This window comes from Companilactobacillus kimchii DSM 13961 = JCM 10707 (assembly GCF_001435445.1).
GTDB classification, from domain to species: domain Bacteria; phylum Bacillota; class Bacilli; order Lactobacillales; family Lactobacillaceae; genus Companilactobacillus; species Companilactobacillus kimchii.
The window spans coordinates 90,177-116,538 of the sequence record NZ_AZDH01000005.1 but is presented as its reverse complement, the minus strand read 5'-3'; the positions used below and the strand labels follow the sequence as shown (position 1 = coordinate 116,538).

The window sequence follows — 26,362 nt, the reverse complement described above, 5'->3', positions numbered from 1 at the left end:
TATTTTTAAGTAACTAAATGTTTCTTATTCTTTAAAGATTCTATAGAATCCTTTGTATAAAAAAAGTACAAACCTGACGGTTTAGCGTATAAACTGGTAATTTCTTTAATCGACTTAACATAAGGAGACGAATCAGTTTTATCTGTTTTGATACCATCAGTTATAAAAATCGAATCTCCACCTGTTCTAGTACCACGTTGAATCTTTCCAATATTATTTATTGAGCATAAAATATTAGAGTCCAATATTTTACCATACCAATCAAGATTATCGAATAAGGCCTCCATACAAATTCCACTATGTATCATTTTTTTAATATTATCTGTTGAATACTCATACATTCTAAATAATTTAGAATTCGTTCCAGCCATTATTTGATCAGACAACTTTTCAATATCATCATACGATGATACACGAATATCAGTTTCCAATGATATAAATTTTGATTTTTCACTACAATCAGATTTAGGAGACAATATTAAAATACATGCCACCACAGAAGCATTATTAAACCACCTTGATACATCAGAATATATTATTTCCTTTACATCAAATTCTTTGATCAGGATCTCAAAAAATGAAGATGATTTCAAATTTTTAAACCATGAATTAGATACTATAACCCCTATTCTAGAACTACTACAATTTTTTATAAGACCTTTAAAATATAAGATTAAGCCCTGATATAAATCAGTTTTAGCATTCATATGATATTCTTTTAATATTTTAGATAGTAATTCTTTATCTTCTTTTGATTTATTATTGCTGCTCACAAATGGGAGATTAGAAATTATAGCATCCATTTGTGGCAATCGCAGAGATTCATTTTTACCTGTTTGTGGATTAACGATTTTTACTGTTTCATTCACCTTTAAATTCAATGCATTATGTTGAAAAACAATATTCTTAAGATTAAATGAATCGCTCGATGTCATATTAAAATTGGCAATTTGCAAAGGGTATGAATATTTATCTGATGCCCAAATCTGATTATGAATTTTTTCTATACTATTAAACTCTCTTAATTTATCTATCATTGCTTTGACAATTGTTCCAGAACCAACCGTAAAATCTGCATAATTCCCATTAGTATTTATCATTGTTAAATTCACCAGTAACTGAGCTAACCGTGGGGGTGTTGTATACAATCCCATTAACTGACGCTTAGTTTCTTTAACTATGGATTCTAATACTTTAGATACAAAATTTTCATCTGTTTGAGACAAATTTATATTCCATAAGTATCTACTAAATTCTGCCAAACTACTCGTAACACTATTAGGAATATTAATTTCATCTTTATCCACATACAATATGGTATAAAAATCTGTGATTTTTACCGTCATATTAAGGGATACTTGAAAGGCCTCAATATTTTCAGTCATATTAAAATCATTTAAGATATCAGAAAATACATTTTTATTTTTCCTAGCAAGATTACAAAAAATAATTCTATTTACCCATCTAATTATTAAGTTTTTAGAAAATAATAGAGAAGCCTCTTTATTATTTACCATATTATTTTTTATATCCGAAAACTCAGCATTTTCGTTTCGCACCCACTCCCTAATTCTAGCCATTAGTTGAAAGTCGCCTAGACCCAACAGGTATTCAGATGTAATAGGAGTTAACAAATCAGAAATAGTTGAAACATAGTTTGAAATATTAAATTGTATTGGTGCGACGTTATAAAGATCATTAATCATATCTGAATTTAAATCAGACATTACTTTTTCCAATTGCTTATGCCATACATTAAAGTTATCGTGGACTGATTTTCGATTGATTAAAATTGATGAATATTCATCGTATTCTCTAGCTGGTATTTTAGACCACGTTTTATCAGGTAATCTATAATAAACTTTACAATATTGAAAATTCCATAGAACAAAAACATTCGTTCCTAATCTATCCGCCTTATCACGAGCATTAGCATAATACTCATCATTATCAATCGATACGTCTGGCATTTTAAATTCCCATCCCATAATTGGAAGAAGTTTTGCTTCATCAGAAAATACAATGGCATCCGGATAAAGCGTAGTATTACGATCATCCATACTCCCTCTAGTACTTACAGATAATTCACCAATTGCTGATTTAAAACGCCAATCGTTCTCTTGAAAAAGTAAATTCATTTGGGTTATAAGTTCCCCACCTTCGCTACGTTCGTTAGCTTTAATACTAGTCTTCATTATTTTAATAACCATGTCCTCAATTAAAATGCCCTCTTACTCATATATTAATAGTATGAATAAGAGAGTAATTAAAATCAAAGATTATTTCTTAGAAAAACATTAGCCTAATAAACGGTTGATGCAAAAAATACATCCAATCTCATTAATTAAATCCATGAATACCAGCTGTCAAATTAACATCAATAACCTTATTTAAAACATCCTTATCGAGTAATCCCATATCTTCAATAACAGCATTGACGCGTTCCTTTGTAACCTCTATATAATCAACAGGTGCATGCTTAAACAGAGCAACATCTTTATTTTTTTCTATACCAACAAAATTTCTTCCTTCTAGTAATGCTGAAATAAGAAAAGAACCAGATCCGGATGTATTATCCAATACTACATCCCCTGGATTAGTAAAAGTTCTAATTAAATATCTACCTAATGCCACAGGTTTTTGAGTTGGATGTACTACAGGCCCCTCTGATTCGGCGGTTTTAAAATAAATTACATCCACGGGATATCTTGCTCCTTTACTTTCAACTAATGTAGGATCAAAATCTCCATAAGAGCCCGTTACTTGATTTTTTCTAATTCCTTTTGAATATGCATTTCCTTTTGTCATCTGCGGATTGTACGTTGGTTGTTTTCTATAAAATACAAGTATGTCTTCATGTTTTCTAAGTGGTTGTTTTTTTGCATTTAAAAAATTGGTTGCTTTAGATTTCTCCCAAACATATTTATATTTGTATTCACTTGTATTCGACATCATTAATTGTGCTGTAAACAATCCTGATGCAGTAAAAACCATTGCACCATTTCTTTTAACAATTCTATGATATTGATCCCATAATTTATCTAATGGAATCACACTATCCCATTTATTTTGAGTAGAACCATACGGTAAATCTGCTAAAACCATATCAATCGAATTATCAGGTATCAATTCCATTTGTTCTAAAGAATCGCCCTGAATAACGTTATTGATAAACTTACTTTTATACAATTCTTTTTTTCCACAAAGATCATCATCATGCATCAATACTCACCCTTTTCACAATTAATTATTTTACATTACTAAATGAATAATTTCTAAAGGAACCAAATATCTTGTTTTATTAATATAATCTTACATACAAAATTACGTTATGAAATTGTATATTTTATATAAGATAATAAAAACCGTGTAAACCAATGTTGATTTACGCGGCTTTTCATTTAGTATATTTTCTACAGAATATTATTCCCACTCAATAGTTGCGGGCGGCTTAGAAGTAATATCATAAACTACACGATTGACATGATCTACTTCGTTTACGATTCTAACTGAGATCTTTTGCAATACATCCCAAGGAATCTTAGCAAAGTCAGCTGTCATACCATCAATAGATGTAACGGCACGAATTCCGATTGTGTAATCGTATGTTCTACCATCACCCATGACACCAACTGAACGAATACCTGGCAAGACTGTGAAGTATTGCCAAATCTTTTCGTCTAAACCATTCTTAGCAATTTCGTCACGTAAGACCCAATCACTATCACGAACGATTTGAAGTTTGTCTTCGGTAACTTCACCAATAACACGAATTCCAAGACCTGGGCCTGGGAATGGTTGACGCCATACTAATTCATGTGGCATACCTAGTTTTTCACCTAATTCACGGGTTTCATCCTTGAACAATGTACGTAGAGGTTCAATCAACTTGAAGTGCATGTCTTCTGGAAGTCCACCAACGTTATGGTGAGATTTAATTGTTTGAGCAGTACTTGTACCACTTTCGATAACATCAGTATAAAGTGTACCTTGTGCTAAGAAGTCAATACCATCAAGCTTTTGAGCTTCATCATTAAACACTTGGATAAACTCGTTACCAATAATCTTACGTTTCTTTTCTGGATCAGTTACACCAGCTAGTTTGTCTAGGAAACGTTTTTGAGCATCAACTTTGATGATGTTCAAACCAAACTTGCCTTTCAAACTGTCCATAACTTGATCGGCTTCGTTCTTACGAAGAAGACCATGATCAACGAAGATACTTGTCAATTGTGTACCGATAGCTTTGTGTAGTAAAACACCAACAACAGAAGAATCAACACCACCGGATAAACCAAGAAGAACCTTCTTGTCACCAACAGTTTCACGAATCTTTTGAATTTGTTGATCAATGAAATCATCCATTGACCAGTTAGCTTTTGCTTCACAAACGTCGAATGCGAAATGCTTCAAGATTTCTGAACCGAATTCAGTATTTCTAACCTCGGTATGGAATTGTACACCGTACATCTTACGTTCATCATCAGCAATTGATGAAATAGGTGCATTCTTACTTGTAGCAACTACTTTAAAGCCTTTTGGAGCTTCTTTAACAAGATCACCATGACTCATCCAAACGTATTGTTTTTCAGGTAAGTCTTTGAATAATACAGCATCTTTATCAGTAACTGTAATATCAGCGTGACCATATTCACGGTTGCTTGCTGATTCGACTTTACCGCCAAGGTTATAAGACATCAATTGCATACCATAACAAATACCAAGGATAGGAATACCTAACTTGTAAATGTCTTGGTCGATTGTAAAGGCGCCTTCGTCGTAGACACTATCAGGTCCACCAGAAAGGATAATACCTTTAGGATTGATTTCTTTAACTTCTGCAGCAGTAATAGTATTTGGTAGTAATTCAGAGTATATGCCAATATCTCTGATTCTACGAGTAATCAATTGATTGTATTGACTACCGTAGTCTAGAACAATGATGCTATCAGCATCTGGCCATTGCTTGCTCAAATCAATTTCCCCCACTTTTTTTATTTATTCTATTGTATACGAAAATTAGTTCCATGTCATATATTGTTAACGCTTAATATTTCCTGAGATAAATTTTATCGATCTGGTGATCCTCAGATTTGTGCAAAATAAGGTCAGCTCGGTTCATAGTTGGCTTGATATAATCACGCAAATTAGGGTAATTAATCGTATTCCACACATTTTTCGCCATTTCCATCGCTTCAGTTTCAGGAATCTGAGTGAATTGATAGTAATAACTGTTAGGATCATTTCTCGCTAAATCTAAAAGCGTCTCAAATCGATTTAAGAACCATTCCTCAATATCATTGACCTCTGCATCAATATAAATTGAAAAATCAAAGAAATCACTGACATAGATCTGTTCGTTCTGAGGCAATTGTAATACATTTATCCCTTCAACGATCAAAATATCTGGATTATCTAACTCTTCGTATTTTCCAGGAATAATATCATAAATGTTATGTGAATATAAAGGATATCGTATTTTGCCACCGCGAGTTTTGACTTCACCTAAGAAATCTAACAGTTTGGACATATCATATGTTTCTGGAAATCCCTTTTTATCCATTAAATGACGTTCTTTTAAAATTTTACTGGGATACAAAAAACCATCCGTTGTCATCTGTGCCACTTTATATTGTGGATAAGAACGCTCTAACATAATCTTCAACAATCGAGCGGTCGTACTCTTACCCACAGCAACTGAACCGGAAACACCTATTACAAATGGAACCTTGCGTGTTTTATTATTTAAAAATTCATTCTTTAACTTGGTTAATTTGCGATAGTTCTTTAAGTAAATATGTAGTAAATGGCGAATCGGAGCATACACTGAACGGACGTCATCAATTGAAATTTCATCGTCTAAAGACTTGATCTTCCGCAATTCTCCATCAGTAATGGCTTGTTTCTTGTATTCACCATGAAAGTTTTCCCACTCTTTTCTTGAGAACTCATCATAGTTAGCTAAACTTTGCATATTGTTAAACCTACCTAATATAGTAATTAACTTTTATTTATTTTCTGGTATTCTAGTATAGTATAGAACTTTTTTAAAAAAGGAAATAATATATGAAGAGAATAGTATTATTTGGGGACTCAACCCTGATGGGTCTACGCGATGGCAAGGCTACCGATACGTTGGCTAAGCGCATTCGCAAAGACTTTCCAGGTTACGAGGTTATTAATATGTCGATTGCCGACTACAAAACCAATAATGCTATGACACGAGTTGATCGCGTGAGAAAATTAGATCCTAGAATCGTTATTTTAGGATTTGGTATCAACGATATTTCGGTAGACGATGAAATTAAGCCTGGCAAATTTGCTGCCAACTTAATGAGTATGATTGATACATTAGGCAGTCAAAAAGTTATTCTACTTTCTCCACCATTTGCGGATTGGCGCAAGAATCCTAAACGACCTTGGACTCGCCAACTCCAATTTGAATTGGTGACGGAACATTTGAGTAAACAACTAGACGTATCGTATATCGATTTGCTTCACGATATGGCAAATAGCGCTAATCTGAACGATTTGCTGCAGAATGACGGTTTGCACTTTACCAAACAAGGTTATAATCTTTTAGAAGACGAATTAATACCAGAAATTAAAGCCACACTGGCCAAACAAAATGAGTTAGTGTCGAATTGAAGGAGCACTTTATGGAGTTAAATATTCCTCAAAAATATTTTATTTTATCGTGTAATGAAAAAGGTAGTATCCGAATCTTTAAGAATACCAGACGTCGTGCCTATCTAGCTGAAAGCTCATTTTTCGATTTAGCTTTAAACGATATCATCGATCTAACTGATAACAGTGTCATCATTAACAAAGTTTTGCCTGACGACAAGAAGTACCTCAACGAGTTCTTCCAGATCATCAACAAGAATCAAGGTAAAAGTGTCACTCATGTTTTGAGAGCCATGGCTACGAATGAAAAAATCACACGAATCATTTACAACGAAATTGGTGACTCACTCGTCAACAAAGTCGATGTAACTAAAGCAGTTACCGGATTAGTTTTTAAAACAAATAACTACTTACCTAACCGCAGTGTAAAACGTGAATTGGTAGCTGATCTTCGAAAGGAAATCCTGACGGCAGATAAAATTTCTCCTGAAGCCTTTGCTTTATTAGCTACCCTCTATGGTAACCACGACTTGAAATTCTACTTCTCACAATTCGAACAGAAACAATTGAAAGATAAGATTGCTCTTTATCAAAAAGACCCAACTTATGACAAATTGTTTGAACTGTCGAAACGTTTGAATCGTGTCACATTAACCTTATTAAGTTAAACAAAAAGCGAAGTCACGTGACTTCGCTTTTTTAGTATTCACTATTTTCATAATCTATGAATGTTTTATTTCTCCTTGTTTTTGTAAGGAAAAGTTAAAAATACTAATACAAGTACAATTAATTGAATTAGTATTTTTACTACAATTGGGAATGATTGGACAATAATCATGAATTTATACCCAAATAATTCGGGAAGAAATGTATTAATGAAACTGCCAATTAAGCTAAAAGATACAGTTAACCAAAATATATATTTTTTCATGGAATTCATATATCGAGTTTTCCCTCTCATCAATTTATCGTCAGAATAACATTGCAGTAAGTTTTGTAGCAACGAATTTTATCAAAAAGATTCAACTTATGATAAATTGTTTAAATTGTCGAAACGTTTGAATCGTGTCACTCTAACCTTATTAAGTTAAACAAAACTGCTTTATTGATCAATATATGCAGCATAAACGTGGAACATAACATAACTTTTTCCGCTTAAAACAAATAGGACCAGGTAATCAAAATACGATTACCTGGTCCTATTTCCTTTAATGCTCGAAAGCTGAACATGTTATGTCCCGCTCTCTTTTTTAGTATCCATTATTCTCAATTTTATCAATAACTTTACGGGCATCATCAGTTGTCTTAGTTTGCATCAAATCATTTCTAATTTCAGCAGCATGTTTCATTCCACGAACATAAATCTTGAAGAAACGTTGCAATGGTGCAAAATGACCAGGAATTCCTTTAGCCACAAATTCATCGTACAAATCAAGTTGGTAACGCAACAAATTCAAGAGTTCAGTACTTGAATGTTGTTGTGGTTCTTTTTCAAAGGCAAATGGATCAGAGAAAATTCCTCGTCCAATCATAATTCCATCCACACCAGGATGTTCTTGAGCTAATTTGATTCCTTCTTGATAATTCATAATGTCACCATTAATTTGCAACAACGTATCTGGTGCAATTTCATCACGCATCTTAACTAAATCGTCGATCAACTCATAGTGAGCCGGAACTTTACTCATTTCTTCCTTAGTTCTGACATGAACTGTTAAAACGGGAACTTGTTGTTCCAATAAGAAAGGAATCCATTCCTTATATTCAGAAATTTCACTGAAGCCTAAACGAGTTTTGACACTGACTGGTAATCCAGCTTCACGAGCGCCCTCGATAACTTCTTTGGCGGTATCAAAATGACGAATTAAGTCACTTCCACTATGATTTTTGATTACGGCAATATCAGGACAACCAGTGTTGATGTCAATTGCCTCATAACCTTGCTTTTTGACTTCTACAGCTGCTTTGGCGAAATCTTCACCAGAGTTACCCCATAGTTGAACAATTGGTTTAGGGTCCTCTTTAGGGTCAATATACAATCTTCCCTTAGTTGCTTCTTTAGCCAAAGGATGATTAATAGCTAAAGCATTAGTAAATTCAGTATAAAATACATCCGGAGCAGCAGCTTTTTGAACTACTCTTCTAAAGACTGATCCGGTTACAGCCTCCATTGGTGCCAAACTGAAGAAAGGACGATTTTCCTTCTTAGCTTTTTCGGCAATGCGATTCCAGTAAGTTGACTGGGTCACTCTCTCACTTCCAATCAAAATTTTCAATTACAATACTCTCAACTATACCTATTTCGAAAGGTTGAGTGCAAGTTTTTAATCCTTTAAATATTTTAGAAAATATACATGCAAAGCCCTAAAATGTTATAATGTAAGCGTTAACAATTAAACTATTTATTTATATTTGAGGGGGAAAAAGCCATGGAAAATAAAGAAACAAATTCAGAAAGAATCACAAGACTAGCGATTACTTACATTTTTGTTTTCGTGGCAGTATTCCTAGGATTATTTGCACTTTACTTCCACTTCACAACTAATATGTCAGTCACATGGTTAGTTCAGTTATTGTTTGTGGATTTATTGTTATTAATCTTAGCTATTTTAAAGCCATTATTCGATATTACTGTTGACTTCTTTAAGGATATTATTAAGAACAACTAGTGATTTTAGACGGTGTAGTTATTGTTATTGTTAGTTAAGTATGCCGTCCTCCGCAACAAGAAAATTTGGCTGGAACGCCATGGGCCGACTGGAAGCTAATAAATTTGCACTTTGTGCAAATTCATGGATCTTCAAGTTCGGCCTTTATCTAAGCAATAAATTGCTAAGATAAACTTCATGGCTGAGCCAATTTTCTTGTTGCTCCGGTCTAAATGTTAGTTCTATTGAAATTTAATATTCTAAATTTTTAATCCAAAATAATAGCATCTATTCTGAATTCCAATCCCTGCTAAAAAGCAGAGGTCAGTATTCCAGAATAGATGCTATTTTGATTTCTGAATTGATTAAGATATAAGGATAAAATTCGTTATTCAGTCCTAAAAGAAATTTTGGAATACGTTCAGCACTAAATTTGAATTCTATATAAGTTTGATCTTCCAAATTTTATTCCAAAATAATAGCACCTATTCTGAATTTCAATCCCTGTTAAAAAATAGAGATTTACATTTCAAAATAGATGCCACTTTAATTTTCGAATTAATTGAGATAAAGGATAAAACTCGTTATTCAGTCTGGAGCGGAAATTGGGAATGCGTTCAGCTATGAAATTATTGTTACCGGCTTTGCCGGTTACAATAAGGCCGACTTTGGAAATCCATTATTTTGCACGAAGTGTAAAATAATTAGTTTCAAATCGTGCCCATGGCGTTCCAATGCATTCCCAAATTCCGCGGAGGACGGCATCTTCCATCCCAACAAACTATAGAACCTCGGTTATTTCATCAACTGATAATACTTTTCTGGTACTCGTTGAAGTAATTGTGAAAATTCACCGATCGATGTAATAGTCAACTTGTGCATTGCACGTGAAGCAATTGTGTAAACTAACTGTTGCTCATCTTCAGAAAACTTGTCCTTTGAAGCATCCCACATAATAACTGCGTCAAACTCCAAACCTTTAGCCAAGAATGATGGCAAGACAATAGTTCCAGCGGCTAAACGTTGATTTTCTGAACGAATCAAAGTAGATTTAACGCCATTTTCTTTGAGTTGATCGTGTAAATGCTCAGCATCTTCCAAAGTTTTGGCAATAATAGCCGTTGTGAAATTGTGTTCGTCATTTTCAGCCAATTGTGCTTTAACTTGTTGCAACGATTCCTGTTCATCTTTCGCACAATACATGTTAGGCAAGTCCCCATCACGATTGAATGGTTCGATTTTTTGACCATTTGTCAAAATTGCCTTCGTAAAGTCCGTAATTTGTTTTGTCGAACGATATGAGTGAACCAACTGAACAACTCGAGTTTCGTCAGCGTCAAATAATTTTTGAGCTTCAGAAAGCAGAGTTTGACTGTTCTTCTTAGTAAAGATCGACTGATTCAAATCCCCTAACATGGTATAGCGAGCACGTGGGAATTTGAATTTCATATAAGCCAACTGGAATGGTGTGTAATCTTGAATTTCATCCATAAAGACAAACTTCATTTCCAATTCACCATGACGACCAGTTACTAAGTCATACAAGTACAAATATGGGCTTAAATTATTCATTGAAATTTGTTTGTTAGTAAATGATTTAACAAAGTTATCAACGTAATTCTTCCATTGTTCTGCGGTAATATCCCACTTATTTAAATCTGTAATTTGCGGAACGGCTTTTAAGAAATTCAAGTAGTTAGCTGCCACATTCAAGAATCTCAAACGTTTAATATTCTTGTAGACACCCTGCAACATAGCTGTGACAATCTTACGAGCCAAAAATCTATTTTCTTCATCACCATTTTTAAATTCTTGGTCAGCTGTACTGTAGAGTGCCTGTAGTTGTTCCTTACTCAAGTTTTCAATTCTTTCAGCAACCCATTTAGAACGCATTTCTGCACCAATCTTACGGTGAAGTAATTTGATCAAACGGTCAACGGTCGCATCTAGTCGATTACCCAAATTGTATTGGGGACCGTAACTATAATAGATTTCTTGAATCTTTTCTTTAGAAATGAAGACTTTCCCTTGAAATTTGATGTCCTTGAATGCCATTCCACTTTGGTCTAACAACTTACTGTAATTCGTCATAATATTAAAGAATTCAACATCTGAAACAAATTTACCGATATTTTTATTGTCAGCATCAACAACCGTTTCAAATTGTTGAGCCAAACTTTCAACGGTCAAATTAGGCAAACGACGTGCTAAGAATTGTTTGTAAGTCATTTGCACCATGTTCTGTTCACCCATTTCAGGCAAAACATCTTTGATATAATCGTTGAAAAGTGAATTTGGTGAGAACATAACAACTTGGCTAGAAGTTAACGTTCCACGATACCTATATAATAGGAACGCGATTCTTTGCAAAATAGCCGAAGTCTTACCAGAGCCGGCGGCACCTTGAACAAACAAAAGTTTCGACTTAGTATCACGAATAATCTTGTTTTGTTCCTTTTGAATTGTCTTAACGATACCCTTCATATGAGTAGAAGATTTACCGTCCAAAACTTCCAGCAACATTTGGTCACCGATAGTTTCTTGGGTATCGAAGTAAGCTCTGATCTTGCCGTTTTCAACTAGAAATTGACGCTTCAAAAAGAGATCAACTTCTTGTTCCCCATCGGGTGTCATATATGTGACTTTTCCCAATTTACCATCGTAGTAAATCGAAGAAATCGGAGCACGCCAATCGTAAACTAAGAAATGATCGTTTTTATCAGTAAAAGAACTTAAACCGATATAAACAGTTTCCTTCTTAGGTTCTCCTTTTTCTTGGAAATCTAAGCGGGCGAAGAATGGATTCTTTTCCAACTTCTTCAAAATACCCAAACGTTGTTTGGATTGTTGCCAACTATTGTTTCTTTCGTCCAACATCTGTTGTTGCTGATGAATAGAAAGTGCGGCATCCATAGAGATTGAGTCTCCATCCATGCCTAAGTGAATGTCATCAAAAGCATTATTGATAACTTTTAAATCTTCTTCAGCAACTTCCATGTGTTCACGGAGTTGGCCCTCAGACTTTTTAATCTTTCCAACCACATCTTCTAAATGTGCTTGTTCAAGCTTTTTTTCGTCTAGTTCATTAACCATAGATTTATCTGTCATAATAACCTCTTAAATTAAAGTTATATAATGTTACCACTATTTTTTTAGTAATTCAAAAATATTAAATTATCATATATGGCTTGCTCAAGTTTATATTTTTTGGAGCAAATGTTTGTATAAAATGAGTAAATTGATTAACGTAACAGTGTAAATTATTTAGCAATAGGAGGATTTTTAATGGATAAGATTAATGCTACTAACGCAGGTACTTTCAAATTTGATGATGACTTTATCGTCAATCGTTTAGGTTACGGTACCATGCAATTAACTGGTAATGGCGTTTGGGGACCATACAAAGATCCTGCTCAAGCTGTTGAATTGATCAAAAGTGCTTTTGATTTGGGTGTTAATTTCGTAGATACTGCAGATTCTTACGGACCTTGGAATGCCGATTCATATTTGGCAAAAGCATTGAAAGAATATTCTGATTCAGATAAGATTTTTATCTCAGATAAAGTTGGTCAAGTTAGAACTGGTGAAAACGAATGGGTTCCTGTTGGAACTCCAGCCTTCCTTCGCCAAGAAGTAGAACTTTCATTACGTATGTTCAACCGTGATCACGAAGATTTATTATTCTTGCACAGAATTGACTCACACATTCCAATCGAGGATCAAATTGGTGAATTAAAGAAGATGCAAGATGAGGGTAAAATTAAGCACATCGGTATCAGCCAAGTATCACTTGACGAATTAAAGGCTGCTCAAAAGATAGCTAAGATTGATGCTGTAGAAAATATGTACAACGTTGGTCATCATAAAGATGATGATGCCATTGTCGATTATGCTGAAAAGAACCATATGGCTTTCCTACCTTGGTTCCCTCTCGATACTGGTAATCTTGTTCAAGCCAATAGTCCATTAAACGATATTGCTAAGAAATATAACGCCAGCCCTGCACAAATTGCTTTAGCTTGGTTATTGAAACGTTCTGATAATATTATCCCTATTCCCGGAACTAGTTCATTAGACCACTTGAAGGACAATTTAAGTGCCGCTAACGTAAAATTAAGCGATGAAGATTTCGAAAAATTATCTGACTTGCAAAAATAGTAGACTTGCAAAAATAGTAATAGAAGCAAAAACCTCGTGTCCTAAAAATGGACCGAGGTTTTTTCGTTATTCATCTAAAGCTGAACCATTTGTTTCTATAATATGTTTCATCCAGTTGTAAGACTTTTTAGGTGTACGTTTCAAGGTACCATGGCCCTTGTCATCCATATCGACATAGACAAAACCGTAACGCTTCTTCATTTCTCCGGTTGAGAGTGAAACTAAATCAATTGGAGCCCACATTGTATAGCCTAAACATGGTACGTGATCAATGTTGATAGCATCAGCCATGGCTGACAAGTGATCTTTGAGATAATCAATTCGATAATCATCCTCAACATAATCATTTTCATCAGCCTTATCGACTGCACCCATTCCGTTTTCAACAATAAAGATTGGCTTTTGAATACGATCATAAACCTCATTCATTGTATATCTCAATCCCAGTGGATCAACAGGCCAACCCCATGGAGTTTCTTTCAAATATGGATTGGAGTCGCCACCAACATTAAACCAATCATCACCGGCTTTTGTCGTATTAGAACGGTAATAACTGAAGGCGATGTAATCCAATTGTCCCTCTTTCAAAATCTGAGCATCTTCTGGTTCCATATGTAATTCTTTAACATTATGGCGTTGCAAAAGTTCAGCTGCATATTCTGGATAATAGCCGCGTCCCATGATATCAATGAAGTACCAGTTCTCACGTTTTTCTTGGAGGTAATGGAACATGTCTTCTGGTTTACATGTAGCTGGATAAGCGCCACTCATTGCAAACATTGTTCCAAATTGACTACCAGGAATCAATTTGTGACCCAATTTAACAGCCTTAGCAGAGGCTACGAACATATTATGATCAGCTTGATAACGATCTTGTCCTTCAGAATTTCTAACTCCAGTAGGTCCAAAACCACGTACAGCATTGATTTCATTGAAGGTTAACCAATACTTACAACGATTACCAAAGTGTTCAAATAATGTTTTAGCATATTTAACATAGGCATCGATAACTTTTCGAGAAGTCCAACCATTATATTTCAAAGCTAAATTCATGGGCATTTCATCATGGCAAATGGTAATTAATGGTTCCATATTATATTTAGCCATTTCATTAATAACATCATCGTAAAATTTCAATCCCGCTGCATTAGGTTCTGCCTCTTCACCAGTTGGAAAAATTCGACTCCAACAGACGGAGAATCTGAAGATATTGAAACCCATACCGGCCATCAATTTAATATCCTCTTTGTAATGATGGTAGAAATCAACCGCATTGTGACTAGGATAATATTCGTCATCCAAAAAGACAGGCTCTGCTTCTGTAGGTACTGAATCGGCTAAAATAAATGAACTTTTGGGCTCAATAATTGATCCATCTGGCATCTTCATCGTGTGATGACGTGGATGTTCCTTTGAACCATCAGTTTCATAATCGTGAGAAAGTAGACCTCGTCCGCTTTCATTGAAACCACCCTCATATTGAAAATCAGCTGTAGCACCGCCCCAAAGAAAGCCTTTTGGTAATTTTTTTGACATATTTTTATCCTCCAATATTATTTTTAAATAAGTAATGTTCCAACGTTGACGTTTCCTGATTCTTTCAAATCAATTTCTTGATTATTTGCATTCGTAATTACCAACATCGTAGTTAAATCGTATCCTGCTTTTTCCAATTTAGCTCTATCTACTCTAACAATTGGTTGACCAGCACGTACTTTTTCACCCTGCTTAACTAAAACATCGAATCCATCCCCTTTGGCTTTTACAGTATCTAAGCCAATGTGAACTAGTAGTTCTACTCCTTCATTAGTCAAGACCCCAAAGGCATGACCAGTTGGAAACATCGTCTCCAAAGTACCATTAGCAGGTGAACAAACAAAATCATTCTTCAATTTAATAGCAATTCCATCGCCTAAAAGCTTCTGTGAGAAGGCTTCATCATTAACATTCTCAATGTTCATCAAAGTTCCATCACTAACTGAAACAATGGCATCATCAGGATACGTTTCTTGAACAGGATCAGTAACTTTTTTAGCGGATTTTTCATCAATGCCTAAAACAAACGTTACAACGGCTGATGTTGCAATAGCTGCAATAATACCAACGACCATTGCCATAATTGTATTTTGGAAAATTGGTAGAGCTAAAACATTCGAATAACCCATAACATAAGCTTTGGCACCTAATAAACTGGCCAAGAATCCTCCAACGAAACCACCGGCCATAACACCATACATCGGGCGACGATACTTCAAATTAACACCATAAATAGCGGGTTCAGTAACCCCAGCAACAATACAGCCAATTGCTAGAGATAAGCATTCACTTCTAAATTTAGCATCCTTCGTTCTTGCCGCAACACCTAAGTTGGCACCACCTTCGGCCATATTATGAATTAAGAATGCCGGACGCAAAATGGCATCATAGCCTGGATTGCTTAACAATTGTGGCATGAATGGCGTCAAAACCGTGTGCATTCCTGCCATTACCATCCAAGGTAGACATGCAGCTAATAACCCTACTGCCAATGGTCCAACAGTACTATTTAAGAACATAAATCCTGAAGCAATTCCTTGACCTAATAAATTACCCAAAGGTCCTAAGATTAAGAATCCTAAAGATCCAGCAATAAAAATAGTTCCTAAGCCTACAAAGACGGATCGAAAAATTCCCGGTACAATCTTGTTAAAAAATTTTTCAGCATAATATGCCGTGATAGCGATTAATAAGGCCGGTAATAATGTGCTTCCATAATTAAGCATTGGTACGTTGATTCCAAACAAAGTAGCGTGTTTTGCAGCAGTTACTAAGGAAGTGAAATTCCCATGTAACAAAGAAGCCGTAGCAACCATTGCATAAACTGGTGTACCTCCTAACTTTGTAGCTGCACCATAAGCAACAATAATTGGCATGAAATAAAATGGTGCGTCTGCAATTGCCGAGAGTAAAGCGTAAGAACTAGAGTTAGCATATTGTGGATTGAAGAAAGTCACAACAAGTAAAAGAGCAACTTTCATCATACCTCCAGCAATAAGTCCAGGCAGTAATGGTGTAACTGAGGCTGAAATGAATCCTATCACCTTACTACCAACATTTTTCCAAGTTAATGGATCTTTTTTCTTATCCATGTCATCAAGGTTCTCATCTACATTACTGCCCGCTGTAAGATTAAAATCCTTAACTACAGCATTATAAGTAGGAATTAAATTCTGGCCTAAAATAACCATGTATTGTTCACCAGCATAAACGACACCTAAAACACCATCAAGGTCTTCCAAGTTTTCTTTATTAGCCTTGGATACATCCTTCAAATTGAATCTTAGACGCGTCATACAATGATTAACAATTTCAATATTACTTTCGCCACCGACATTCTCTACAATATCTGCGGCCAATTTTTTGTAATCCATAGTTAGCCTCTTTCTTGACAATTTTGTCAAAATGAATTGATAAAATTATTGTATGCCGTTATATTAGCACCGTTTTGTAAACGCTGTCAATGGTTTTTAAAATAATTGCCATAGATAATTGACAATTTTATCATTAATATTTAAAGTTAAATTAGCATGAATTAAACGAGGACACCCATGGATATAATTGAAAGCATAAAAAAGCAACATTTAGAACTTTCCAAATCTGAGCAAAAAGTCAGTTCATACATTATTAAACATCCTGATAATATTGAAACCTTTACCATTACCAAATTGGCCAGTGAAGCTAAAACCTCGACATCAGCTGTTTTAAGATTCTGCCAATCGTTGGGATTCCAGGGTTATAAAGAATTTCGTTTCGAAATTCTCAATTACTTACACAATCGCCGTCAGAAAGCTAACCCTAATGATCTTATTAACAATTATTTGACGGATTACGCAAAAGTCATCAATCAAATGCAACAAATTGACCACAAACAGATTGATTACCTAATTGATTGTTTAATGAATGACGAGCTTAATTACTTGTTAGGTATTTACTATTCATCTTTTCCGGCCAAAGAACTTTATTATGGTTTAAGTGACCTAGGAAAACCGTCTTTATATTCCAATGACTATATCAATTCGGCTCATATCACTAGAACCATGAAAAATTCTTCAACCTTGGTACTCTTCTCTGTCAGTGGTAACAAACAAGACTTCTCAAATTTTTTACCTGATCTAACAAACGACATGCCTCCACATTCATTTTTGATAACTCTGAATCCGAAAGCCGAACTATCCAAAATTTTTCCTGAAACAATTGTTCTACCAGGATCTGTCTTTTCAAACCGATCCGTGACTGATGGTCAATCAATTCCAATTTTATTTGTAGAAATGTTATTAAATTTAATTCATGAAAAAGTTTAAAAAAGACACTGACAAAATTTGTCAGTGTCTTATTTATCTTTCTTATAACTGAGGTAGTAGAATCCAGCGACAAAAACTAATCCGCCGATGATGTTACCCAAGTAAACTGGAATAAAATTTTGCAAGAACAAACTCCATGTACTTCCACCTTCAAAAATTGCTGCAGGAATAATGAAACAATTAGCAATACTATGTTGAAAACCAACCGCTACAAAAATCATGATTGGAAACCAGATACCAAGAATCTTACCAGCTCCATCTTTAGCCCCAAATGAGAGCCAAACAGCTAAACCAACTAGCCAGTTACAACCGATACCCGAAACAAATGCTGACCAAAATCCGGCGCTAGTTTTACCAGCAGCTACCGCAATTACAGCTTGTCTAAATGGTTCAGCATGAGTCAATCCGACCACATGACCAAAGAAATAAGCGACAAAAATTGCCCCGATAAAATTGAATAACGTAATTATTAGTAAATTCTTCACGTAATCTAGTATTGAAGCTTTCTTTGATAAAAACGATGCTCCAACTGCCATCATATTCCCCGTAGCCAATTCTCCACCAGCTAATAAGATAACGATCAAACCGATAGGAAAAACTGTTCCACCGACTAATGATTTAACACTAGCCAAGTCTTTCGGAATTGAAGCAGTAACTCTAACATAAGCCAAAAATCCAATGGAGATCATGGCTCCACCGATAAAACCAAGTATCATTTTGGCAATCAATGTTTTTCTTAACTTTCCTACACCAGCATTAATACTCTTCTCTAAGATCTCCTCAGGGGTAAACATAGATAAATTCCCTACCTTTTTTGATTTGTTGAATTAAAGATAGCATCTATTTACGAACTATGTCAATTGAATTTCTGTTATTGTTCGTGTTATTAAATAATATAAAAATATGTATAATCAACCACCCTTTTAACTGATTGGCTTATCAGTACTAAAAAAGACTTTCATACTGGCCAATAAATGGCTGATATGAAAGTCTTTTGATTTAAGAATATTTTATATTATTTCGTGAAGGTATGAAATTACAACAATTACTTCAAATTTAAATTCTCATAAGTTAACCCAAACATCTTACTCAAATCTGTTATTTGTTCAGAGTCTACTGCGAATGAAAGAACTGTATGGTGTCCACCACCAGCTGTTAGCCATTCTTCAGCACCTCTTCTCCAACCTTGTTTAGGTGTCCAAAGTTGTTTAGCAATTGGTAGATGTGGAGTTTCCTTTTCTGGCTTATTTCCTTCGACATCATAAGAAATCAATTTGAATTCCTTACCGAAGTCAGCCATAGTTACATCAATTGCATCCCCCTGTGAACCAGTAAATACTAGTCTTGCAGGATCAGCTTTGTTACCAATATCTAGTGGATGTACTTCAACTCTAGGTTTAGTAGAAGCAATTGTAGGGTCAACTTCCAACATGTGTGAGCCTAAAATAGCTTCATGACCCTTACGTAAGTCTAGTGTGTAATCTTCCATGAATCCTGTTTGCTTATTGTGAGCGGCAATCTTAAGCAATCTGTCCAATGCGGCAGTCTTCCAATCACCTTCACCAGCAAATCCATAACCTTCTTTATTCAAGAGTTGAACGGCTAGTCCAGGTAATTGTTCCAAGCCCTCTAGGTCTTCAAAGTTAGTAGTGAAGGCTGTATAACCTCTGTCATCCATAAACTTCTTAATACCAAAGTATTCTCTGATTTGATACTTAGTATTGTGTTCGAATTTTTCAGAATCATTGTCTCCTTCATTGAAGTCATATTCTTCTTGAAGTTTTTTATATTTATTATCGATATCGCTCTCTGAAACAGCATTGACTTCTTTTACTAAGTCGGCAACACCCCAATAATCAACAGTCCAGCCAAATTTAATTTGAGCTTCGATTCTATCACCATCAGTTACTGCAACATTTCTCATCTTGCCACCGAATGTAACGACTTTGATATTGAATGATTCATTGTAAGCAACGGCTACGTCCATCCATTTGGCAATAGATTTTTGAATATCTTCGTCACCCCAGTAACCAGAGATAATCTTATTATTCTTGTGCAAACGTGCGTTGATAAAGGCATATTCACGATCACCATGAGCTGACTGATTCAAATTCATATAATCGAAATCAATTGTATCGTATGGAATATAATTTAATTTTTGTGTAGCTAGATGCAATAAAGGCTTTTGCAACAATTTAGTTCCACGAATCCAATTCTTGGCAGGTGAGAATGTATGCATCCAAGTAATGACACCTGCAACTTTATCGTTGTAGTTAACTTCCTTCATAATCTTAATGATATTCTCAGCAGTTGTAGCAACTAATTTGAATTTAATAGGATAAGGTAATTGCTTTGATTCATTCAACTTATCGACAATTTCTTTAGCATCACTTTCAACTGACTTCAAAGTTTCAGGTCCATATAAAAATTGACTTCCAGTAATAAACCAAAATTCGTAATCTTTAATATCTTTCATAGTGTATTCTCTCCCTGTTTTAATTGTTTAAAACTTTTTTAGCATGTGATTTTGATTTTGCATTATTTTGTCCGTAATAAGCATTCTTACCATGCTTGCGATAATAGTGTTTATCTAACAAATATTGAGGAACTCGAATGTTGTCTCTAGTTAATTGCAAAGCATGATAACTAATTTCCGCGGCAACTTCCAAAACCTTAGCGTTATAAACTGCTTTGTCCGGTGTCTTGCCCCAAGCGAATGGGCCATGTTGACTTACTAATACAGCTGGAACTGCCTCTGGATCAATTCCTCGTTCTTTAAAGGTACGAACGATAACCTTTCCAGTATTCTTCTCATATCCTTCTTCTATTTCTTGTTCTGTTAAAGGATCAGATACCGGAACGTCTCCATAAAACGTATCAGCATGAGTAGTGCTAGCAGCTGGAACATCCATGTTGGCAGAAGCAAACGATACCGCCCAAGGTGAATGCGTATGAACAATACCACCAATATCAGGAAACTCATTATATAAAACCGTATGAGTTGGAGTATCACTAGAAGGATTCAAGTTACCTTCCACTACTTCACCTTTCAAATTAACAACGACCATATCTTGAGGTGTTAATGATCCATATTCAACACCAGATGGTTTGATAACAAACAAACCTTTATCTCGATCAATTCCTGAAACATTTCCCCAAGTAAATGTAACTAAGTCTAAGGCTGGTAGGCGCATGTTAGCGTCGTAAACTTCTTGTTTTAACTTTTCAAGCATCGTTTTCTCCCTTCAAATTTCCAGCAACTTTTTCAATAGATAATCCTGATACATATTGCTGTATAAATTGTTCATATCCTTTAGATCCTTCTGGTTCAGGACTTAGAGTCATACTTTCTGAATCTGTAAAGACGTTTTTATCTAAGTAATCGCTTAGTTTCAATCCATGATTATCTTTGGCATATAGTGCCAGAATTGCCATTCCCCAAGGACCACCTTCACTTGCATTATCCATAACTGTAATTGGTAGATTTAAAGCATTTGATAGAACCTGCTGTGCCATTATTTGTGTTTTGAATAATCCACCTTGAGCAATCATTACATCTGTTTTGATGTGTTCTTCATTACTTAAAGAGTCCATGCCTATTTTCAGAGGAGCAAAGGCTGAATAAAGTTGTGTCAAAATGAAATTAGGTAAATTAAATTTACTATTCGGTGTTCTGACAAATAATGGACGACCATTTTTAATATCAGTAATATTTTCTCCTGATTGATATCCGTAATTTACTAACCCACCAGCATCAGGATCAGACTTGGCGGCTTCTAAGAAAAGAGCCTCATATAGTTTATCTGCAGGTAAATGAACTCCTAATCTAGTAGCAAACTCTTTAAATAACTTGGCCCAAGCATTAATGTCTGATGAACAATTATTTACGTGAACCATTGCCACATCTGAACCATCAGGTGTCATAACGACATCAATATTGCGATGAACTTTCTTTAATGGCTTCTCAAGTACAACCATGGAAAAAGCTGATGTCCCAACAGAAATATTACCTGTGCGTTCACGAACACTATTTGTTCCTACCATTCCAGTCCCAGCATCTCCCTCAGGAGGTGCAACAATACTACCTGCTTCTAACTTATTAGTAGGATCAAGTAAACTAGCTCCTTGTGCGGACAAACTTCCAGCTACTTCACCGGCTTTTTTTACTTCTGGTAATAAATCCTCAATTTGCCAAGAATATTTTTTGACTAGTTCCAAATTATTAAATTTATCTATCATTTCTTGTGAGTAAGAACCGGTCTTCTCATCAATTGGAAACATTCCCGAGGCATCACCGATTCCTAAAACTTTGCTTCCAGAAATTTTCCAAGTAACATATCCCGCCAAAGTCGTTATGAAATCAACTTTAGAAACATGTGACTCATTATTTAAAATTGCTTGATACAAATGAGCAACGCTCCATCTTTGCGGAATATTAAAGTTAAATTCTTTGGTTAATTTTTCTGCTGCATCTTCGGTAATGTTATTACGCCAAGTTCTAAATGGTACTAACAACTTATCTGATTTATCAAAGGCCAAATATCCATGCATCATGGCACTAATTCCGATTGAACCTATTTTTGTAACCGACTTGTGATATTTGCTTTGTATCTCAGCCGACATTTCAGAATAACTACTTTGGATTCCCTTCCAGACATTTTCAAGTGAATAAGTCCAAACACCATTTTGATATTGGTTTTCCCAGTTATAACTACCTGATGCGATTGTTTTAAAATTTTCTGTAATCAAAACTGTCTTAATTCTCGTCGATCCTAATTCAATTCCTAACGAAATATGACCTGTTTCAATTGCATTAGATATATCGATTAAATTCATTCAAATCGCCCCTTAATAACTGTTAATAGTAGTATCTTTCATAGATTTATTTTTGATATCGTTTTCTTTAAAAACACCTTGCTTCTCAATTTCTTCCAAAGTATGTCCCTTAGTTTCTGGAACTCTAGTTCTAATAAATAGGACACCTAACAAACAAATTATTCCAAAAATAGCGAACACGATTTCTTGAGACATATTTTCTGTCATTATCGGGAATAATAGACCAATCAAGAATGATCCTATCCAATTTGCTGAAGAAGCAATCCCTGATGCTTTACCTCTAACAGCCAAGGGGAACATCTCTCCTACGATCACCCAGGTTAACGGAGCCCAAGTGAATGAGTAAAATGCTACGTAGATACATAAGAAGAGAACGATCATCATTGGACTCATACTTGGAAATAGGAACTTCAAGATTGCTGGGAGAATAAAGGATAATCCCATAACTGTTCCACCAAGTGTTAACAAAGTTCTACGATTGAATTTGTCTGCGATAACCAAGAATAACAATGATCCCAATACCAACAAAATTCCTTGTACGATCGGCCACATTAGAACAGAACTTGCAGCTTTACCAGTGGCCTTTTCAATTATTAATGGAATGTAATAAAAAATTGCGTTAGCACCTTGAAATTGTTGAAATGCTGCTACACCAATACCAGCAATTACTAAATAACGATATTTGCCACTGAATAATGTTTTAACAGAAGTATTTTTTGAAACTTCTTTATCATCGATCGCTGTTTCTTGAATATTTTTCAACTCTGATTCAACTTGATCTGCTGGTCTAATGTATGAAAGAACTAATTTAGCTTCAGCCAATCGATTATTTTTAACTAAAAATCTTGGGGATTCTGGAAGTTTTAAAACGCCTAAGAATAAAATCACTGCGGGAACAGCTGCCAATCCAAGCATTAATCGCCAAGCCAATTGTTCCGGAAGACCTTTAAGCAAGAAGTCCATTACATATGAAATCAACATTCCTAAACAAATCATGGTTTGATTGATTCCCGATAATCGACCTCTTAAATTAGCAGGTGCCATTTCTGACATATAAGCCGGCACCAAGGCTGAAGAAGCACCAACTGCTAGGCCTAAAAAGATACGGACAACTATTAAATAATATTGACCATTATTAGGGGAAATTCCTGACAAAACGGAACCTAGTGCAAAAACCAATGAAGAAATCAAAATCATTTTTCTTCTTCCTAATTTATCAGACCAATTACCTGCTAAGACTCCGCCAAAGATAGCACCAAACATTACGGCCGATGTAATCCAACCAACAACCCCAGCACTATTCTGAAGATTCCAATCGTGCTGTAAGAATGGCAAAGCACCAGTCATCACTCCGATATCATAACCAAACAGAATGCCTCCAAAGGAGCCGAAAAAATAAATAAATCCTTGTGGAATCTTTTTTCTAGTATCCATATGATCTTATCCTCCCTATTTAATTAACTTTTAGAAAGCGTTTTCTTTATCAACAGTGCTTATTCTAATTTATTTGTCCGTACAATTCAAGAGCTAAATTATTGTATGACCATTATTTGTACTGATAAATGTTACTATTTCAGCATTCATCAGCATTAATTTTTTTAAGTAAAAAAGAGTATCCATTAAAGATATGATTAATCTTCAATGGATACCCGTATTTATTTAAAATATTCACACTACTTGTCGGATTTGATTTCTTTTGCGGATTCTCTCAACATAAGTTCAGGTTTGTACTTTATAAATGGTGGTACTTTCTTACCACTCATCAAATCAAACAACATTTTGGCTGCTTCTCGTCCCATCTTCTCTTTTGGATGTTCAACTGTACTTAACTTTGGAGCAATATACTTTGATAATTGATAGTTATCAAAGGCCATTATTGAAACATCTTCGGGAACTTTCAATTTTAATGATCGTATTAAATCAATCAATTGTATAGCAAGCTGATCGTTATAACACACAACCGCCGTAGGACGATCTTCACGTTTAAAAATTTCACCTATCCGTTTGAAAAGTGAGTGTAGATTATCTGTGGACTGATACATAACTATTTCACTTAAATAAGAATACTGACTATGTGTTTGATAGGATTTCACGTAACCATTCATTCTGTGAACGCCTTGACTGTCATCTATTTTGAATATCCCTAAAATTCGTTTATGTCCCATCTCAAAAAGTGCATCAGTAACAGCTTTTCCTGAGGCCACATCATCCATTTCAATGTAATTGAACTTTAGGTTAGGATAGTGAGAATTAATAAAAACTGTTGGCAAACCTGATTCCAATAATTTATCAAATAAATCTTTATTAGGATTATTTAAGGCACTCTGAGTAGGCTCAATAATCAAGCCCGAAATATTACTATTAAGCATTCCCTTTAAACTCGTTCGCTCTTTTTCGGGATCATTTTGAGTATTACTAAGTAATATTGTATAACCTTCATTTGATATATAGCGGTCGATTCCTGTAATTATATTAGGGAAAATATAGTCGGCAATATGTGTCGTTATAACGCCAATTTGCTTATTCTCTAAAGGTTCTCGTTTTATTTTCTTTTGCCAGTCATCAACGAACATTCCACCACCTTGAACCGTATAGATAAACTGTTCATGTTCAAGATCACTAATTGCTCTTCTAATCGTATATCGACTAACGTTATAATCCTTCATCATGATTGACTCTGTGGGCAACTTATCATTAATGGCATACGAACCCGCTAGAATCTTTTCTTTAATGTCATTTTTAACCACTTCATATTTTGTAGCCATTAATAATGCCCTCCTGCCAATCTGATTAACTATTTTTATTTTATCATTATTTCTTATTGGTACGGATAACTGTTGATATAAATATTATAAAAAAGGACACAGATTTTTTTGTCTGTGTCCTTTTTGAGCTACTTTTTATTTAGAAATAACCATTGTGCTTTGCAATATAGTGGAAACGAGCTACGCAGGGGCAACTCCTTCCGGTCAAGTCAACTATCTCTGCCGACGCTTCGCCGTCGACTGAGATAGTAGTCTTGATCCTCGGGAGCTGGACGCCCCTGCTTCGCTCTCTAATCGATCATCATTAATCGATCTGCATCCAAAATTTTAAATTTATTATTACTAATCTTTTCAATCATACCTTGTTTAGTCAAAGCACTTAGCTTCCGGCTAATTGTTTCGGGGGTGGTTCCAAGGTAAGTGGCGATATCTTTTTTCTTAAGTGGCAGGGTAAAGACGTCTTCGTCTAATCCGGCACTGGTTTCTAACAAGTAATTAGCTAAGCGGCTCTCAACACTTGCTGTAGTAACTTCGGCGGTCTGTTGCTCTAATTGAACGATTCTGCGACCTAGTGCATTGACCATATTAACAGCTAAGGTTGGAGCTTTTTGCATTAACTTTTGAAAGTCTGGACGAGAAATCTGGCACACGTCTGTATCCATCAAGGCTTGAGAAAAATTACTGTGCTCGGCATCGGAGAATAGTGTTGCTTCGCCATCAAAATCACCTGTCTGCAAAACTCGTAACATCTGCTCTTTACCACTCGTGGACATTTGAAAAACCTTGGCCTGTCCGTGGGCCACAATAATCAATGAATCAGCGACATCCCCAGCGGAAAAGATATACTCACCACTTTTGTAGTGATGATGAGTAACTAAAGTAGCCACTGTTTCGATATCTTTTTGTGACAAAGTTTTAAATATTGGAACTAACTCAACACAATCTTCTGCTGTATGATCATGCGCTAATTTTGCCATTAATTATCTCT

The 26,362-nt window shown here is 35.1% G+C and carries 20 protein-coding genes; 5 read left to right on the top strand and 15 right to left on the bottom strand.

Translation table 11 applies throughout. The features are described 5' to 3' along the window. Positions 1 to 5: 5 nt before the first annotated feature. The 4 genes from FC97_RS03165 to coaA form a co-directional block, all read right to left on the bottom strand. Entirely contained in the window at positions 6 to 2,195 is a 2,190-nt protein-coding gene (locus FC97_RS03165; RefSeq protein WP_158163576.1) for an N-6 DNA methylase, read from the bottom strand. 145 nt (positions 2,196 to 2,340) lie between these two features. Further along, positions 2,341 to 3,222, bottom strand: a complete 882-nt coding sequence (locus FC97_RS03160; RefSeq protein ID WP_054642994.1) for a DNA-methyltransferase — start codon at positions 3,220 to 3,222, stop codon at positions 2,341 to 2,343. 201 nt (positions 3,223 to 3,423) lie between these two features. Continuing rightward, positions 3,424 to 4,974 carry a glutamine-hydrolyzing GMP synthase gene (guaA, locus tag FC97_RS03155; protein ID WP_054642993.1) on the bottom strand — a complete coding sequence of 517 codons (1,551 nt, stop codon included), beginning with the start codon at positions 4,972 to 4,974 and terminating at the stop codon, positions 3,424 to 3,426. A gap of 73 nt (positions 4,975 to 5,047) precedes the next feature. After that, complete coding sequence (gene coaA, locus FC97_RS03150; protein ID WP_054642992.1) at positions 5,048 to 5,974, bottom strand: type I pantothenate kinase; 927 nt, start codon at positions 5,972 to 5,974, stop codon at positions 5,048 to 5,050. A 92-nt stretch (positions 5,975 to 6,066) separates the two neighbouring features. Between coaA and FC97_RS03145 the strand changes: the two genes are divergently transcribed. Then, positions 6,067 to 6,648: an SGNH/GDSL hydrolase family protein gene (locus FC97_RS03145; protein WP_082397534.1), complete on the top strand. Its 582-nt coding sequence runs from the start codon at positions 6,067 to 6,069 to the stop codon at positions 6,646 to 6,648. An 11-nt stretch (positions 6,649 to 6,659) separates the two neighbouring features. Next, positions 6,660 to 7,295, top strand: coding sequence for a GPP34 family phosphoprotein (locus tag FC97_RS03140; RefSeq protein WP_025085550.1), 636 nt, complete (start codon positions 6,660 to 6,662; stop codon positions 7,293 to 7,295). 582 nt (positions 7,296 to 7,877) lie between these two features. Here FC97_RS03140 and FC97_RS03130 read toward each other — a convergent pair. Next, on the bottom strand, positions 7,878 to 8,876 hold the full coding sequence (locus tag FC97_RS03130; protein ID WP_054643031.1) for a tRNA dihydrouridine synthase: 999 nt from the start codon (positions 8,874 to 8,876) through the stop codon (positions 7,878 to 7,880). 180 nt (positions 8,877 to 9,056) lie between these two features. Between FC97_RS03130 and FC97_RS03125 the strand changes: the two genes are divergently transcribed. Beyond that, positions 9,057 to 9,296, top strand: a complete 240-nt coding sequence (locus FC97_RS03125) for a hypothetical protein (protein WP_025085553.1) — start codon at positions 9,057 to 9,059, stop codon at positions 9,294 to 9,296. Between the two features lie 774 nt (positions 9,297 to 10,070). On the opposite strand, the gene helD is transcribed toward FC97_RS03125, so the two are convergent. Further along, entirely contained in the window at positions 10,071 to 12,383 is a 2,313-nt protein-coding gene (helD, locus tag FC97_RS03120; protein WP_173585307.1) for an RNA polymerase recycling motor HelD, read from the bottom strand. 177 nt (positions 12,384 to 12,560) lie between these two features. On the opposite strand from helD, the gene FC97_RS03115 reads away from it, so the two are divergent. Then, positions 12,561 to 13,433: an aldo/keto reductase gene (locus tag FC97_RS03115; RefSeq protein WP_054642990.1), complete on the top strand. Its 873-nt coding sequence runs from the start codon at positions 12,561 to 12,563 to the stop codon at positions 13,431 to 13,433. Between the two features lie 66 nt (positions 13,434 to 13,499). Here FC97_RS03115 and FC97_RS03110 read toward each other — a convergent pair whose 3' ends face one another. Together FC97_RS03110 and FC97_RS03105 are read right to left on the bottom strand one after the other, a co-directional pair. Beyond that, positions 13,500 to 14,969 carry a glycoside hydrolase family 1 protein gene (locus FC97_RS03110; RefSeq protein ID WP_054642989.1) on the bottom strand — a complete coding sequence of 490 codons (1,470 nt, stop codon included), beginning with the start codon at positions 14,967 to 14,969 and terminating at the stop codon, positions 13,500 to 13,502. A gap of 23 nt (positions 14,970 to 14,992) precedes the next feature. After that, positions 14,993 to 16,843, bottom strand: coding sequence for a glucose PTS transporter subunit IIA (locus FC97_RS03105; protein WP_054642988.1), 1,851 nt, complete (start codon positions 16,841 to 16,843; stop codon positions 14,993 to 14,995). Between the two features lie 177 nt (positions 16,844 to 17,020). Here FC97_RS03105 and FC97_RS03100 point away from each other — a divergent pair, with 177 nt between their 5' ends. Further along, positions 17,021 to 17,773 carry a MurR/RpiR family transcriptional regulator gene (locus tag FC97_RS03100; protein WP_054642987.1) on the top strand — a complete coding sequence of 251 codons (753 nt, stop codon included), beginning with the start codon at positions 17,021 to 17,023 and terminating at the stop codon, positions 17,771 to 17,773. 29 nt (positions 17,774 to 17,802) lie between these two features. Here the strand turns inward: FC97_RS03100 and FC97_RS03095 are convergent, their stop codons facing one another. The 7 genes from FC97_RS03095 to FC97_RS03065 form a co-directional block, all read right to left on the bottom strand. Further along, complete coding sequence (locus FC97_RS03095; protein WP_054642986.1) at positions 17,803 to 18,567, bottom strand: formate/nitrite transporter family protein; 765 nt, start codon at positions 18,565 to 18,567, stop codon at positions 17,803 to 17,805. A 251-nt stretch (positions 18,568 to 18,818) separates the two neighbouring features. Further along, positions 18,819 to 20,249 (bottom strand): L-arabinose isomerase, encoded by a 1,431-nt coding sequence (araA, locus tag FC97_RS03090; protein ID WP_056967780.1) that lies wholly within the window; start codon positions 20,247 to 20,249, stop codon positions 18,819 to 18,821. Positions 20,250 to 20,268: 19 nt separating this feature from the next. Next, positions 20,269 to 21,006 (bottom strand): L-ribulose-5-phosphate 4-epimerase, encoded by a 738-nt coding sequence (locus FC97_RS03085; RefSeq protein ID WP_054642985.1) that lies wholly within the window; start codon positions 21,004 to 21,006, stop codon positions 20,269 to 20,271. Further along, on the bottom strand, positions 20,999 to 22,609 hold the full coding sequence (locus FC97_RS03080; protein ID WP_054642984.1) for a xylulokinase: 1,611 nt from the start codon (positions 22,607 to 22,609) through the stop codon (positions 20,999 to 21,001). The genes FC97_RS03085 and FC97_RS03080 overlap by 8 nt, the downstream gene beginning before the upstream one ends. A gap of 12 nt (positions 22,610 to 22,621) precedes the next feature. After that, positions 22,622 to 24,043, bottom strand: coding sequence for a sugar porter family MFS transporter (locus FC97_RS03075; RefSeq protein WP_054642983.1), 1,422 nt, complete (start codon positions 24,041 to 24,043; stop codon positions 22,622 to 22,624). Between the two features lie 239 nt (positions 24,044 to 24,282). Next, a complete protein-coding gene (locus FC97_RS03070) occupies positions 24,283 to 25,374 on the bottom strand; it encodes a GntR family transcriptional regulator (protein ID WP_054642982.1) in 1,092 nt (363 codons plus the stop codon). A 290-nt stretch (positions 25,375 to 25,664) separates the two neighbouring features. Continuing rightward, positions 25,665 to 26,351 (bottom strand): Crp/Fnr family transcriptional regulator, encoded by a 687-nt coding sequence (locus FC97_RS03065; protein WP_054642981.1) that lies wholly within the window; start codon positions 26,349 to 26,351, stop codon positions 25,665 to 25,667. Positions 26,352 to 26,362: the final 11 nt, after the last annotated feature.